Here is a 14,440-nt window from a genome sequence, read left to right as displayed (position 1 = left end):
GTCACGCTGCCTTCCCTGCCGGAGCCAGATCGACCAGCCTGCCGTCTGCATCAAAATAGAAGCACTTCGACATGTCGGCATAGAACCTGGCGAACTGGCCGGTCTCGAACGGATGCACGCCGTGTGACAGGGACACCCAGGGATAATCATGGGCGTGGAAATGAATGATGCTTTCAGACCCGGTGAGTTCTGCCACCTTGACCTTGCCCTCGATGACAACGGATTTGGTGGACTGACGCACCGGCGACACATGGTGCGGCCGGATGCCGATCGTGTAGGCCCCGTCGGCAAGCCCCTTGTCTGCCTTCCATGAAACCCCTTCATCCAACCGCACCCAGCCGGATTTCACCGCTGCGTTGGCCAGGTTGATCGGCGGTTCGGAAAACACCATGGCCGACGTCAGGCTGGAGGGCTGCCGGTAAATCTGCGCGGTCTGACCGAAGTCCACGACCCGGCCCTCGTGCATGGCCGCAGTCTGGCCTCCCAGCAACAGGGCTTCGGTCGGTTCGGTCGTCGCATACACCACCACGCAATTGCGTTCCGCAAACAGCCTGGGCAGTTCGTCGCGCATTTCCTCGCGCAGTTTGAAATCAAGGTTGGCCAGCGGTTCGTCGAGCAGTATCAGGTCACTGTCCTTGACCAGCGCACGGGCCATGGCGGTGCGTTGCTGCTGGCCGCCCGACAGTTCCGACGGTCTTCGGTCCAGCATGGCCGAAATCCGCATCAGTTCGGCCATCTCGCCGACGCGGGAGCGGATTTCCCCGGCCGGAAGCCTGGCAACGCGCAAGGGCGAGGCGATATTGTCGAACACCGACATGTTCGGATAATTGATGAACTGCTGGTAGACCATGGACACATTGCGTTTCTGGACCGCGGTGCCGGTGACATCCTTGCCGTCGAACCAGACCTCGCCGGACGTCGGTTTTTCAAGGCCTGCCATCATCTGCATCAGGGTGGTCTTGCCGGCAAGCGTGGTGCCAAGCAGAATGTTGAAACTGCCCGGCTCAAACGTCAGGTCGGTCGGGTGGATATGCGTATCCGCCCCTATTTTCTTGGCCACGTTTTTCAGTTCAAGCGCCATAGCGCATCCTGCCGCCGCTTAGAGTTCCGACTCAAGGTTTAAAAAAATTATTCGGGTATGGGGGAGCGGTCCGGCGTCTGAAATGCCGGGCCGCTCATCACGCACGGGAGAAAATGCGCTACCCTACTGCGCCCAGCGCTTGACGATTTCTTCGTAAGCAATCGTCTTGCCTGGCTCCTTCTCATTGGCCAGCTTGGCAGCCGGGCCGTTCTCCTTGCCGAGCCAGTCGGCAGGATCCTTGGCTTCGTTCAGGCGCGGACCGCAACCGCCGTAGATCTTGGCCTGCTCGTCGGCAGCCTGCATGCGGCCCATGACCTGGTCCATTTCACCGGCCAGGCGATCCATCGCCTGCTGCGGTGTAAAGGCACCGGAGTTCACGTCACCGATGTTCTGCCACCACAACTGCGCCAGTTTCGGATAATCCGGCACGTTGACGCCGGTTGGAGTCCAGTTGACCCGGTCCGGTGAGCGATAGAACTCGATAAGCCCCCCCAGTTTCGGGGCGCGCTTGGTGAAGTGATCATGACGCACGGTGCTGTCGCGAATGAAGGTCAGACCAACGTCGGACTTCTTCACGTCCACTGTCTTGGACACCACGAACTGTGCGTACAGCCATGCAGCCTTGGCACGATCAACCGGAGTGGACTTCAGAATTGTCCATGATCCGGCATCCTGGTAACCCAGCTTCATGCCGTCCTTCCAGTATGGCCCGTGCGGGCTCGGTGCCATGCGCCATTGCGGATTGCCGTCATCGTCAACGGTGTTGTTGCCGTCTGCTTTCGGCGCAACCATGGATGCGGTAAACGCTGTGTACCAGAAAATCTGCTGGGCCACATTGCCCTGCGCAAGCGCCGGCAGGGACTGGTAGAAGTCATAGTCAGCCGCACCGGGAGGCGCATATTTGCGCAGCCACTCGTCCCACTTGGCGATAGCGAAAACGGAAGCCGGTGCGTTGGTGCCGCCACCGCGGGCAACTGATGCACCGGATGGATTGCAGCTGTCTGCCTCCATGCGGATGCCCCATTCGTCGATCGGCCGGCCGTTCGGCAGGCCCGGAGACGTGGCACCGGCCATGGACAGCCAGGCATCGGTCATGCGCCAGCCAAGGTCAGGGGCGCGTTTGCCGTAATCCATGTGACCGTAGATGCGGACACCATCGATTTCCTTGACGTCTTCACTGAAGAATTGCGCAATGTCTTCATAGGCTGACCAGTTGACCGGCACACCCAGCTCATAGCCGTACTTGGCCTTGAACTTTTCCTTCAGTTCCGGCTTGTCGAACCAGTCCTTGCGGAACCAGTACAGGTTGGCGAACTGCTGATCCGGCAGCTGGTAGAGTTTGCCGTCCGGGCCGGTGGTGAATGACTTGCCGATGAAATCTTCCACGTCGAGGCCGGGATTGGTAACGCCCTTGCCTTCTCCTTCCATCCAGTCGGACAGGTTGACCGCCTGCTGCAGGCGCGAATGGGTGCCGATCAGGTCGCTGTCATTGATGTAGGCATCATACAGGTTGCGGTTGGTCTGCATCTGGGTCTGCACCGCCTGCACCACCTCGCCTTCTCCGAGAAGCTGGTGGTTGACCTTGATGCCGGTGATCTCTTCAAACGCCTTGGTCAGCGTCTTGGATTCGTACTCATGCGTCGGAATCGTTTCCGACAGCACATTGATCTCCATTCCCTTGAACGGCTCCGCCGCCTTGATGAACCAGTCCATCTCCTTCAACTGGTCTTCTTTCGAAAGCGCGGATGGCTGGAATTCGTCGTTTACCCACTTCTCTGCCGCGGCCTTGTCGGCCTGCGCAGGAAGAGCCGCAGCGCCCAGTGCAAATACCGCAACTGACGCTAAAAGCAGCTTTTTCATGATCTCTCCTCCAACTGATTTGTGTGCGCACTCATTTACGACAGCGGTGCATCACATCGCTAGGACATAACGAATAAAAACGAAAGTCAATGGTTTTCTAATTGATTTATTCGAAAAAAATCGCAACTATTATGAAAACAACCGAAGGGATGCGTCGTGACGGCATTGCCGCCAAGACAGATGGATATTCTTGAGATCGCGCGGCGTGAAGGCCGCGTGGATGTGGAAACGCTTGCGCTTCGTTTTGAGGTCACGCCGCAGACAATCCGTAAGGATCTCAATGACCTGTGCGACATTGAAAAACTCAACCGGGTTCACGGTGGCGCGGTGTTTCCGTCCAATACGGTCAACATGGCCTATCAGGCCCGCCGGGACATTTCCGCCGACGGCAAGGCCCGCATTGCCCGTGCCATTGCCGGACTGATCCCGGACAATTCGTCGCTGATCCTCAATATCGGCACCACAACCGAACAGGTAGCTTACGCCCTGCGCCGCCACCAGGGGTTGATGGTGATCACCAACAATCTGAATGTCGCCTACATATTGTCCGACGCGCCGGGCGTTGAAGTCGTGGTGTCTGGCGGCATGGTCCGCAAGAGCGATGGCGGCATTGTCGGTGCCGCGGCAATTGACCTGATCCGGCAGTTCAAGGTCGACTTCGCCGTGATTGGCGTATCGGCAATCGATGAAGAAGGCTGCCTGCTTGATTTCGATTATCGCGAGGTTCGTGTGTCACAGGCCATTCTGGGCCAGGCCCGCACCAGCATTCTGGCAGCCGACACCAGCAAGTTTGAACGCCGCGCGCCAGTGCAGATCGGGCAGCTCGAAGACCTGGATGTTTTCGTTACCGACGAGCAGCCTCCCCGCAGCATCAAGAAGATCTGCAACGTCGCAAAAGTTCACCTCAAGGTTGCAGAAGCCGACCTGGCAACCGGAAAGGCGGCTGAATGAACAGGCAGTCGCAGCACGCCGGCCTGACGCCTCACTATGATGTTCTGATCATCGGCGGCGGCATCAATGGCTGCGGTATCGCCCGCGATGCGGTTGGCCGCGGCTTTTCCGTCTGCCTGTGCGAGGCGGGTGATTTCGGCGGCGGCACGTCTTCAGCCTCCACAAAGCTCGTCCATGGCGGTCTGCGCTATCTCGAGCACTATGAGTTCCTGCTGGTGCGCAAGGCGCTGATGGAACGCGAAGTGTTGTGGAAAATGGCACCACATATCATCTGGCCGATGCGGTTTGTCCTGCCGCATCATGCAGGCCTGCGCCCGGCCTGGCTGCTGCGGCTGGGCCTGTTCCTGTATGATCACATCGGCGGGCGCAAACTCCTGCCCCCGACAACCAGCGTGAACCTGGCGCATGACGAAGTCGGCAAGCCACTGAAGCCGGCATTCAGCAAAGCCTTTGAATATTCCGACTGCTGGGTTGAGGATTCCCGGCTGGTGGTATTGAACGCGCTCGACGCCGCAGACCGCGGCGCCAACATGCAGCCGCGCACGAAAGTCGTGCACGCACAACGCGTCGACGGTCAGTGGCGGGTCGAGATGGAAGACACATCCAACGGCCACAGAGAAACCGTTACCGCCGGCATCATCGTCAATGCCGCTGGCCCCTGGGTCGACAAGGTGCTGAAGCAGGTGTTCGGCTACAACGACGCCCGCAATGTCCGCCTGGTGCGCGGCAGCCATATCGTCATTGCGCGCAAGTTTGCTCACGACAAGGCCTACATATTCCAGAATGACGACAACCGCATCATCTTCGCCATTCCCTATGAGGGCGACTACACCCTGATCGGCACCACAGATGCTGAACATGGCGATGACATGGACAAGCCGGAAATATCTGCCGAAGAAATCGGCTACCTGTGTGACATGGCCAGTGAGTATTTTTCTGAACCTGTAACCAGATCGGATGTCGTGTGGACCTATTCCGGCGTCCGTCCCCTGTATGACGACGGGGCCAGCAAGGCGCAGGAGGCCACCCGCGACTATGTCATACGTACGGACGGCGATAACGACACCGGATTGCTGCTCAACATCTTCGGCGGCAAGATCACCACGTTCCGGGTGCTGGCCGAACAAATTCTCAAGAAAATCGAAGACGCCCTGGGCACCCGCGACCCGGCCTGGACTGCGGATGCCGCCCTACCCGGCGGCGACTTTGCCGTGCAGGGCTTTGACGCGCTGGTCGATGAATATGTTGCCGCCCGCCCGCTTCTGGACCGCAAGCTGATCACAAGGCTTGTGCGTCAATACGGCACCAGGGCACTGATGGTACTCGGCGATGCACAAAAATCCGATGATCTCGGCAAGGAATTCGGCATTGGCCTGCATGAAGCGGAAGTGCTCTACCTGATGCGCCATGAATGGGCAGCCACGGCGCAGGACGTCTTGTTCAGGCGCACCAAGCTGGGCATCGCCTATGAGCGCAAGCAGATACAGGCCTTGCAGGAATTCATGGATCGTGCTGCAAAAACCATGCATACGACAACAAGCCAGACCGCCGTCCGTTAGGCGGCTGCAGTGACGGGGCAAGCAATGGGCAATTTCGTTCTAGCCATTGATCAGGGCACGACATCTTCACGGGCCATCATTTTTGACGCCGACCAGAAGATTGTCGCCGTCGGCCAGCAGGAATTCGCACAGTATTTTCCGAAATCCGGCTGGGTCGAGCACGATCCCGAGGACATCTGGTCAAGCGTCGTCGCCACCTGCAGGGACGCGATCAGCAAGGCCGGGATCAAGCCGTCAGACATTTCAGCAATCGGCATCACCAACCAGCGCGAAACCACCGTCATGTGGGATCGCGAGACAGGCAGGTGCGTGCACAAGGCGATCGTCTGGCAGGACCGGCGCACGTCGGACTTGTGCACAAAGCTGAAGAAGGCCGGACACGAGAAGAGCTTCAGCACCAGGACCGGGCTGCTGCTCGATCCTTATTTTTCCGGCACCAAGGTCTCCTGGCTGCTGAACAATGTGAAGGGCCTGCGCAAAAAGGCCGAAGCCGGACGCATTGCCTTCGGCACCGTCGACAGTTTCCTGATCTGGCGGCTGACCGGTGGCGCCTCCCACGTCACGGATGCCACCAATGCCTCGCGCACGCTGATGTTCAATATCAGGACCAACAAGTGGGACAAGGGCCTGCTCAAGGTGCTGGACGTGCCCGCAAATGTGTTGCCGGACGTGCTTGACTGTGCTGCGGATTTCGGTGTCACCGATCCTGCCATCCTCGGCGCGGCCATTCCCGTCCTCGGCGTGGCCGGTGATCAGCAGGCGGCGACCATCGGCAATGCCTGCTTCAAGCCCGGCATGCTGAAATCCACCTATGGAACCGGATGCTTTGCCCTGCTCAATACCGGGTCGGACATGGTGCGCTCAAAAAACCGGCTGCTGACCACCATCGCCTATCGCCTCAACGGCAAGACAACCTATGCGCTGGAAGGTTCGATTTTCATGGCCGGCGCGACCGTGCAGTGGCTGCGCGACGAGATGGGGTTCCTGAAATCAGCCAGCGACAGCGGCGCCATGGCTGCCAAGGCCGATCCGGAACAGGATGTCTATCTGGTCCCCGCCTTTACCGGCCTTGGCGCACCCCACTGGGATGCAAATGCCCGTGGCGCGATCTTTGGCCTGACACGCGCATCAGGCCCCAATGAGCTGGCCCAGGCCGCCCTTGAAGCGGTGTGCTATCAAACCCATGACTTGCTGTCGGCCATGCAGAAGGACTGGAAGTCGCAAACCGCCCGCAAGACCGTGCTGCGGGTAGACGGCGGCATGGTCGCATCGGACTGGACCATGCAACGCCTTGCCGACGTGCTGAATGCGCCGGTGGACCGGCCGGAAGTGCTGGAAACCACCGCCCTGGGTGCCGCCTGGCTTGCCGCGTCACGCGTCGGCCTGTGGCCGACCGCTTCCGGATTTGCTAAATCGTGGGCATTGGATCAGCGCTTCAGGCCGAAGATGAAACAGGCTGTCCGGCAACGCAAGATTGCCGGGTGGAGCGACGCGGTAAGACGTACTTTGAGCAAACCGGACAACTGACGCTGTTCGAGGCTCCGACCCGCTGCCCGGGCATCACGCGTCATCGTCATCCGACATCAGATCGTTCAGACAGTCATCAAACCAGGGCCATGTCTCCAGTGCCGATTTGTTGACGACCATAAATGCATTTCGCTCGAAAACCGGCCCCTCGGCCAACCGGAACAACCTGCCGTCGGCGATGTGCGGCTTCACCATTCGCAAGGGCAGGTAGGCGCTGCCGCCATTGATTAGCAGGTGTTCGAGGCCAAGCTGGGCCGACCCGAAACTGATCCGGGCTATGTCCGCATCAGCATAAGCCTCAGCATGCTGCTGGCCGAACTCTTCGCCTGCCTCCACGAAGATGTACCCGGGATCAAACTTGATCGGGCTGTCTTTCCGGGTCGACACCAGAACCAGTTGATCCGTGGCGATTGGATAGACCACCTGTTTCTGGTTTGAATTCGGCCAATAGGTCAGCGATATGTCGGTCAGCCCATTGCCCAGCCAGTCATGCATGTCGGCCTGGCTGCCGTGCCACACCGCCAGCGCAACCTGGGAGTGATTTGCGCGGATGTAATCAAACATCCTGGTGCCGAGATGCGGCCACAGGTCGGGATGACTGGCAAGGTTGCAGACCGAACTCATCGCATCCGGCAATGCCGTTTGCTGGCGTGCCTGACGCCAGAGGTCGGAAATCGTATTGGCATAGCGCTGCAGGCGGACGCCGGCACCGGTCAGCGAAGCCCCGGATTTCTGGCGGTTGATGAGGACTTGGCCCAGCTCATTCTCGAGTGAATTCAGCCTGGCGGTTACCGTGGACTGGGTCACGTTCAGCTGTTGCGATGCACGCACCAGGCTGCCGGTTTCGATAATGGTCAGAAATGTGCGCAGTTCCGAGAGATTCATCGCATTCCTCAGTTCGGATTTTTCGAATATTCTATATAAAATAATTCAATTTTCAAAATATAAAATCCCCCATAAGCTGCTGCCTTCCATTTGCCATTTGTGGAGAGCGGTGAAATGAACATGGACAGAAGCGCCTTTATCCGTGCAATGCGGCGAGTGGCCAGTTCCGTGTCGGTAGTGACCACAAACGGCCCGTCGGGCCGTCATGGTGCAACCGTATCGGCATTCTGCTCGGTATCCGCAGACCCGCCCACCGCACTGGTGTGCCTCAATGCGCAATCACAGATTGCCCGGCTGGTCATGGCCAATGGCAGCTTTAACATCAACATCCTGCCGCAACACGCCAGGCACATTGCCGACCGCTTTGCCGGAGCCCATGATTGTGCCGTTTCAGACCGCTTTGACGGCATCGACATCGAACCTGCCGAGGTGCCGGCAATTTCCGGTGCCACAGTATTGAGTTGTGAACTGGATCAGTCGGTTTGTTCGGGCAGCCATCAGGTTCTGATTGGCAAGGTCATCGCAGCAAGCAACGGCCCCGGACAGCCCCTGACCTATCTGGACGGCGCCTATCACCAGGTATCCGCACTGACTGAAACCGCAAGCTGAGAAAATGACAATGGCAAAAGTCGAAACCTACGCAATGCTCATTGACGGCAAATGGCAGCCGGCATCGGACGGTGCGACCTTCGACAGCATCAATCCTGCCGATGGTGAGGTCTGGTCACGGATACCCGAGGCGACCGAGCAAAATGTCAATGAGGCCGTCGAGGCTGCCAACCGGGCGCTCAGCGGTCCGTGGGCGGACATGACACCGACCCAGCGTGGCAAATGCCTGCGCAAGCTCGGCGACCTGCTGGCGGAAAACTCCGAGCAGCTGGGCCGCCTGGAAACCCGTGACACCGGCAAGATGTTCAAGGAAACGGCCTGGCAGGCAACCTACATCGCCGAGTTCCTTCAGTTTTATGCAGGCGCCGCCGACAAGATACACGGCGAAACCCTGCCTATAGACAAACCGGACATGTTTGTTTTCACAAACCGTGAACCTTTGGGCGTGGTCGCGGCAATCGTACCCTGGAATTCCCAGTTGTTCCTCAGTGCCGTCAAGATCGGACCGGCTCTTGCAGCGGGCAACACGATCGTCCTCAAGGCATCTGAACACGCATCAGCGCCATTGCTCGAATTCGGCAGGCTGATTGCCCAGGCCGGCATTCCCGATGGCGTCGTCAACATCATCACCGGACACGGCGATCCATGTGGCCGGGCACTGACGTCACATCCGCTGGTTGCCCGGGTCGCCTTTACCGGGGGCCCGCAGTCCGCCCGCCACATCGTCAGGAATTCAGCGGAAAATTTCGCCGAGGTCTCGCTTGAACTGGGTGGCAAGTCGCCTTTCATCGTCTTTGACGACGCCAATATTGAAAGCGCTGTCAACGGCTCGGTTGCCGGGATTTTCGCCGCGGCCGGCCAAAGTTGCGTGGCGGGATCCAGGCTCTATTTGCATGAAGACATTGCCGACGGGTTTCTTGAAAAAATGGTCGCGATCGCGGGCAATATCGCAATTGGCGACCCGCAGGCCGATGAGACAGAAATGGGACCGCTGTGCACCGAGGCGCAGCTGGAGCATATCGAACAGCAGGTTGCGCTGGCCCGGGAAGAAGGCGGTACGGTACTTACAGGTGGCAAACGGCCGGATATGGACGGGCTCTATTTTGAACCCACGATTATCGAATGCCCGCATCAGGACATGACCATTGTCGACACTGAACTGTTTGGCCCGGTGTTGAGCGTGCAGCGCTTCAAGACGGAAGATGAGGTTGTCGCACTTGCCAATGACACGGTTCACGGTCTCGCCGCCGGAATCTTTACCCGCGACAGCGCGCGCGCCCTGCGCATGACCCGCAAGATCCGGGCCGGCATTGTCTGGGTGAACACCTACCGCGTCATTTCACCCATCGCCGAGTTCGGCGGTATGAAAAACAGCGGCTACGGCCGCGAAAGCGGTTTCCAGGCGATCTATGATTTTACCCGGCCGAAGACCGTGTGGATGAACCTGTCCGATGATCCGATCGCCAATCCATTCAAGCCACGCTGAAGGGGAAGACATGAAGTTCCATATCGCCATCAATCTCGAGCGCATGGATGACGCGGCCGACATGGCCGCGGTGCGTGACCACACACTCCAGATGGTGCAGATGGCGGACAAGGCGGGGTTTGAAATTGCCTGGGCCGCCGAGCATCACGCCGTCGAGATGACCATTGCCCCCAACCCTTTTCAGGTCATGACATGGTGGGCTGACCACACCGACAACATCCGCCTTGGCTGCGGTGTTGCCAATGCCGCCTACTGGCATCCCATCAACATCGCCGGCGAAGCCGCGCTGCTCGACCTGATCTCCGGCGGCAGGCTTGAAATGGGACTTGGCTCCGGCGCCTATCAACGCGAATTCGACCGCATGAAACCGGGATTGCAGCAACCGGACTCCTGGCGATACATGCAGGAAATGCTGCCGCTGGTCCGCGAACTGTGGAAGGGAGACGTGGAACATGACGGTGAATACTGGCAGTTCCCCAAAGCGACGTCCTGTCCGAAACCGTTGCAGGAGACCGTGCCGATGTGGGTAGCGGCCCGCTCGCCCATCACCTTCGATTACGCCGTCGCCAATGATTGCAACATCATGTGCTGGCCGTTGACCATGCCGATGGGCGAGGTGGAAAAATACAAAACCCAGCTCGACGCGTCGATTGCAAAGGCCGGTGGCTGGGACGGCACGTTTGCGCTCATGCGCCACTGCGCCGTTTACGACAATGAGGATGACCGCGCTGCAACCATGGGTGCCATCCGCAATGTGCTTGGCAAATTCGGCAACCTGATGATGAAAAAGGGCGATGTCGTCAACGGGTTTCCCGACAATGTTCCCCTGGAGGAACTGGAGGGAAATGTGCGGGTGGACCCTGCCATGCTTGAGGAAAACCTGATGTTCGGCGATCCCGGCACCGTCATCCGCAAGCTGAAACAGCATGAGGAAATCGGCATAGACGCCTTTATCTACTATGCTTCCATGGGCCTCGACATGCCCCGGCAAAAGCGCTCCCTGGAGCTCTTTATCGACGAAGTCATGCCCGCATTTTCCTGATATTTCATAAAGATAGAGGATAGTTTATGTCTACCGAAATTCGCCGGACCCTGCTCAATATACAAACCACCTTTGAAGAAGGCGGCAAAAAGGTTGATACCCCGACCAAACTGATCGCGGCCCTCGCCATCATCAGGAATCCCTGGTTCGGGCGCGGCTATGTCGAGGACCTCAAGCCGGAAATTCGCGAAACCGGACCCGAGGTCGGCAAGCTCCTGACCGATATGATCCTCGACGTAACCGGTGATGATCTGGAGGGCTATGGCAAGGCTTCGGTCGTCGGCATGGGCGGTGAACTCGAGCACGCCCAGGCACTGACCCATACACTGTGGTTCGGCAACCAGTACCGCGAAGCCGTCGGCGCCAAGACCTACCTGGTGTTCGCCAACACCCGGGGGGCCGCCGGCACCTCCCTGATGATCCCGCTGATGGACAAGCATGATGGCGGCCGCCGGTCGCACTACCAGACCATTCACCTGAACGTACCGGACGCGCCGGCGGAAGATGAGATCGTTGTTGCGTTGGGTGCCTCGATCGGCGGTCATCCGAACCATCGCATCGGCAACCGCTACGAGGACCTGAAAGACATGGGCCATGACGTGGACAACCCGGCCGGTGTCTGACGTTGCACCGGATGGAACGGCGTTTGACTTGACAGGACCGGACAAAGCGCCGGTGATGGCGCTTGTGCATGGCCTCGGCCTGTGCCGCCATTTGTGGACAGACCATCTGCCGGCGTTTTCCGAACGGTTCCGGGTCCTGAACTACGACCTCTACGGCCACGGCGACAGCGCCCCCTCACCCGGTGCTGCATCACTGGAAACATATGCCGGTCAACTGGTCAGGCTGATGGATCATCTGGGAATTCCGCAAGCCGCCATTGTCGGGTTTTCCATCGGCGGCATGATCAATCGCAGGTTCGCCATGGACTACCCCGACAGGGTTTCGGCACTGGCCATATTGAATTCACCCCACGACCGGGGCAACGAAGCCCAGGCACTGGTTGAAACAAGGGCCCGGAAGGTGCGCGAGCAAGGTGCGAACGCCACGCTGGATGATGCGTTGAAGCGCTGGTTCACGCCGGCATATCTTGCTTCGGGCGACGGTGTTCACATGGTCCGCAGGTGGCGCGGGATGGTAGATCCGGAGAGCTATGCCGAGACGGCCTGGGTATTGGCAAACGGGGTCCGCGAACTGATCCGCCCGCCGGAGGCAATACGCGTGCCCGCACTGGTCATGACCTGCGAAAACGATAGCGGCAGCACTGTGAAAATGAGCCATGACATCGCGTCCGAAATAGACGGGTCTGAAACTGTTATCGTGCCGGGATTGCAACATCTCGGTCTGATGGAGCAGCCACAAGCCTTCACGTCTCCGGTTCTGGAATTTCTTGAGAGGACATTGCAATGACAAACCTGCTATCCGGCGGACAGGCCGCAATCGAGGCTTTGAAGGCTGAGGATACTGAATATGTGTTCGGCCTGATCGGCTCGGCGACGATGGAAATGTTTGATGCGCTCTATGACGCAGACAGCATCCGCTTTGTCGGCGTTCACGATGAACGGACCGGCACCCACATGGCCGACGGTTATGCCCGTGCATCGGGTAATGCGGGGGTCGTGCTTGCCGGGCAGAACGGCCCCGGAGCAACCAACCTGGTTACCGGCCTGTCACAGGCCATGGCAGCATTTTCTCCCGTGGTCTCCATCGCCGGCGCGCTGTCTTCCGGCCATGTCTATCGCGATGCTTTCCAGGAAGTGGATCAGCAATCCCTGTTTACTCCTGTCACCAAGAAAACCTGGACGGCTCCTTCAGCCGACCGTGTGCCGGAACTGTTTCGCGAAGCCTTCCGCACCGCATTGACGCCGCGCCGGGGCCCGGTCCAGCTGAACCTGCCGCGCGATGTGCTCTCGGCACAGGTTGATTTTCCGGCCATGCAGTCACCGCAGGCCTATCGCAACCAGTCGGTGCCTGCCGCGCATCCTGATCAGATTGCAAAAACTGCGCAACTGCTGGCAACTGCGTCACAGCCGGTCATCATTGCCGGCGGCGGCATCAAGAACACACACGGCCATGACGCCGCGCTTGCCCTGGCGGACATGCTGAACTGCCCGGTCGTCACCTCACCCGGGCACGGTGATGCCATTCCTTTCGGCCATCCCTTGAATGCCGGGCAGATGGGCCCGCGCGGCAATCCGGTCGCGTCGCGGCTGGTGAAGGAGGCTGACGTCATACTGGCGCTCGGCACGCGTCTCGGTTTCAATTCCACATTCTACACCTATGACAATATCAATCGCGACGCGAAGATCATCCAGGTGGAGCTGGAACCAACCGCAATCGGCCGGTTTTTCCCGGTGGAACTGGGCATCTGGTCGGATGCACCGACAGCCGCCACCCAGCTTGCCGCTGCGTTGAAATCTATCGCCGACCGGGCAGGTGCTGACGCCTGGACCTCTGCGTTCCAGCAGGAGCGTAAAGCCTACCTGTCACAACGCGATGCCGACGCGGTAATGACACACCCCACACAACCTTCAGGCCTGTTCAAGACGTTGCGTGATGTCCTCCCCCAGAACGCAGCCATCACCATGGACGCCGGCACACTGTGCCTGCAGGCAACCGACGCCTTGAACTACTGGACCCCCAAAAGCCTGTTTACACCGCTTGATTTCGGACTGGTGGGCTTTTCGTTTGCCTGTGGCCTGGGCGTGAAATGCGCACAGCCCGATCGCCCGGTGATCAGCCTGATGGGCGACGGCGGCTTCGGCATGACCATGTCCGAACTGAGTACCGCTGTGGATCACGGTATCAACACCGTAACCGTCGTCATGAACAATCAGTGCTGGGGAGCGGAAAAAGCCTACCAGCGCGACTTTTTCAACGGCCGCTATATTGGCGCGGACGTTTCCAGCCCACCGTTTGACAAAGTGGCCGAACTCTATGGCGCATGCGGTTACAAGGCGGAAACCCTCGCCGATGTCGCGCCCGCCATTGAAGCAGCCCTCGACTGCGGCAAACCGGCCGTCGTGGACGTTTCCGTCGATCCCGCCGCTCTGTACAGCTTTCGCCGTGACAGTTTCAAGCACAGGGGTGGCTAGTTCACATGATCACCCGATATGCATTTTTCGCCGGAACCGTAAAACCCGGACAGGAAGCGGCAATGCGGGCCTTCGTGGACGAGCGGCTTGCACCCCTATGGCGTAAATTCGCCTGCGCCGAACAGGTCGAGGTCCTGTTTGGAATGGAAAGTGATCCCGCCGGACCCGCCATTCCGCTGGTTCTTGCCATCACCTATGCTGATCATGATGCGATGTCCAGGGCCCTGGACAGTCCGGCCCGGTATGAATCCCGCGACCTGCTGCCGGACTTCTACGAGCGCTTCTTCGAGGACATTCATCTCTGGCATTACGTGTTTGAGCGTAACCAACACCTGGACTGAAGCA

13 protein-coding genes are annotated in these 14,440 nt (G+C 59.1%); 10 read left to right on the top strand and 3 right to left on the bottom strand.

What is annotated here, in order from left to right:
* Position 1: 1 nt before the first annotated feature.
* Positions 2-1,081: an ATP-binding cassette domain-containing protein gene (locus tag DHN55_RS08645; RefSeq protein WP_108880894.1), complete on the bottom strand. Its 1,080-nt coding sequence runs from the start codon at positions 1,079-1,081 to the stop codon at positions 2-4.
* Positions 1,082-1,204: 123 nt separating this feature from the next.
* Positions 1,205-2,941, bottom strand: coding sequence for an extracellular solute-binding protein (locus DHN55_RS08640; RefSeq protein WP_108880893.1), 1,737 nt, complete (start codon positions 2,939-2,941; stop codon positions 1,205-1,207).
* 180 nt (positions 2,942-3,121) lie between these two features.
* On the opposite strand from DHN55_RS08640, the gene DHN55_RS08635 reads away from it, so the two are divergent.
* The 3 genes from DHN55_RS08635 to glpK are packed head-to-tail and all read left to right on the top strand — an operon-like array spanning position 3,122 to position 6,978.
* Positions 3,122-3,892, top strand: coding sequence for a DeoR family transcriptional regulator (locus DHN55_RS08635; protein WP_108880892.1), 771 nt, complete (start codon positions 3,122-3,124; stop codon positions 3,890-3,892).
* Complete coding sequence (gene glpD, locus DHN55_RS08630; protein WP_108880891.1) at positions 3,889-5,451, top strand: glycerol-3-phosphate dehydrogenase; 1,563 nt, start codon at positions 3,889-3,891, stop codon at positions 5,449-5,451. The genes DHN55_RS08635 and glpD overlap by 4 nt, the downstream gene beginning before the upstream one ends.
* Positions 5,452-5,475: 24 nt before the next feature.
* A complete protein-coding gene (glpK, locus tag DHN55_RS08625) occupies positions 5,476-6,978 on the top strand; it encodes a glycerol kinase GlpK (protein WP_108880890.1) in 1,503 nt (500 codons plus the stop codon).
* A 33-nt stretch (positions 6,979-7,011) separates the two neighbouring features.
* Here the strand turns inward: glpK and DHN55_RS08620 are convergent, their stop codons facing one another.
* Positions 7,012-7,863, bottom strand: a complete 852-nt coding sequence (locus DHN55_RS08620) for a LysR family transcriptional regulator (RefSeq protein ID WP_108880889.1) — start codon at positions 7,861-7,863, stop codon at positions 7,012-7,014.
* Positions 7,864-7,977: 114 nt separating this feature from the next.
* Between DHN55_RS08620 and DHN55_RS08615 the strand changes: the two genes are divergently transcribed.
* The 7 genes from DHN55_RS08615 to DHN55_RS08585 are packed head-to-tail and all read left to right on the top strand — an operon-like array spanning position 7,978 to position 14,436.
* Positions 7,978-8,472, top strand: a complete 495-nt coding sequence (locus DHN55_RS08615) for a flavin reductase family protein (protein ID WP_337660066.1) — start codon at positions 7,978-7,980, stop codon at positions 8,470-8,472.
* Positions 8,473-8,482: 10 nt separating this feature from the next.
* Positions 8,483-9,958 (top strand): aldehyde dehydrogenase family protein, encoded by a 1,476-nt coding sequence (locus DHN55_RS08610; RefSeq protein ID WP_108881789.1) that lies wholly within the window; start codon positions 8,483-8,485, stop codon positions 9,956-9,958.
* Entirely contained in the window at positions 9,924-11,000 is a 1,077-nt protein-coding gene (locus DHN55_RS08605; RefSeq protein WP_337660065.1) for an LLM class flavin-dependent oxidoreductase, read from the top strand. Before DHN55_RS08610 ends, DHN55_RS08605 begins: the two co-directional genes overlap by 35 nt.
* A 26-nt stretch (positions 11,001-11,026) precedes the next feature.
* Positions 11,027-11,623, top strand: coding sequence for an amino acid synthesis family protein (locus tag DHN55_RS08600; RefSeq protein ID WP_108880887.1), 597 nt, complete (start codon positions 11,027-11,029; stop codon positions 11,621-11,623).
* On the top strand, positions 11,595-12,410 hold the full coding sequence (locus DHN55_RS08595) for an alpha/beta fold hydrolase (protein ID WP_108880886.1): 816 nt from the start codon (positions 11,595-11,597) through the stop codon (positions 12,408-12,410). Before DHN55_RS08600 ends, DHN55_RS08595 begins: the two co-directional genes overlap by 29 nt.
* On the top strand, positions 12,407-14,095 hold the full coding sequence (locus DHN55_RS08590) for a thiamine pyrophosphate-dependent enzyme (protein WP_108880885.1): 1,689 nt from the start codon (positions 12,407-12,409) through the stop codon (positions 14,093-14,095). The genes DHN55_RS08595 and DHN55_RS08590 overlap by 4 nt, the downstream gene beginning before the upstream one ends.
* 5 nt (positions 14,096-14,100) lie before the next feature.
* Positions 14,101-14,436 carry a hypothetical protein gene (locus DHN55_RS08585; RefSeq protein WP_108880884.1) on the top strand — a complete coding sequence of 112 codons (336 nt, stop codon included), beginning with the start codon at positions 14,101-14,103 and terminating at the stop codon, positions 14,434-14,436.
* Positions 14,437-14,440: the final 4 nt, after the last annotated feature.

This window comes from Anderseniella sp. Alg231-50 (assembly GCF_900149695.1).
GTDB lineage: Bacteria > Pseudomonadota > Alphaproteobacteria > Rhizobiales > Aestuariivirgaceae > Anderseniella.
This window is presented reverse-complemented; position numbering and strand designations above follow the sequence as displayed.

Coding starts and splice junctions, on each gene's coding strand:
- DHN55_RS08645 (WP_108880894.1), bottom strand. CDS start 1,081: ATGGCGCTTGAACTGAAAAACGTGGCCAAGAAAATAGGGGCGGATACG.
- DHN55_RS08640 (WP_108880893.1), bottom strand. CDS start 2,941: ATGAAAAAGCTGCTTTTAGCGTCAGTTGCGGTATTTGCACTGGGCGCT.
- DHN55_RS08635 (WP_108880892.1), top strand. CDS start 3,122: ATGGATATTCTTGAGATCGCGCGGCGTGAAGGCCGCGTGGATGTGGAA.
- glpD (WP_108880891.1), top strand. CDS start 3,889: ATGAACAGGCAGTCGCAGCACGCCGGCCTGACGCCTCACTATGATGTT.
- glpK (WP_108880890.1), top strand. CDS start 5,476: ATGGGCAATTTCGTTCTAGCCATTGATCAGGGCACGACATCTTCACGG.
- DHN55_RS08620 (WP_108880889.1), bottom strand. CDS start 7,863: ATGAATCTCTCGGAACTGCGCACATTTCTGACCATTATCGAAACCGGC.
- DHN55_RS08615 (WP_337660066.1), top strand. CDS start 7,978: ATGAACATGGACAGAAGCGCCTTTATCCGTGCAATGCGGCGAGTGGCC.
- DHN55_RS08610 (WP_108881789.1), top strand. CDS start 8,483: ATGGCAAAAGTCGAAACCTACGCAATGCTCATTGACGGCAAATGGCAG.
- DHN55_RS08605 (WP_337660065.1), top strand. CDS start 9,924: ATGATCCGATCGCCAATCCATTCAAGCCACGCTGAAGGGGAAGACATG.
- DHN55_RS08600 (WP_108880887.1), top strand. CDS start 11,027: ATGTCTACCGAAATTCGCCGGACCCTGCTCAATATACAAACCACCTTT.
- DHN55_RS08595 (WP_108880886.1), top strand. CDS start 11,595: ATGACGTGGACAACCCGGCCGGTGTCTGACGTTGCACCGGATGGAACG.
- DHN55_RS08590 (WP_108880885.1), top strand. CDS start 12,407: ATGACAAACCTGCTATCCGGCGGACAGGCCGCAATCGAGGCTTTGAAG.
- DHN55_RS08585 (WP_108880884.1), top strand. CDS start 14,101: ATGATCACCCGATATGCATTTTTCGCCGGAACCGTAAAACCCGGACAG.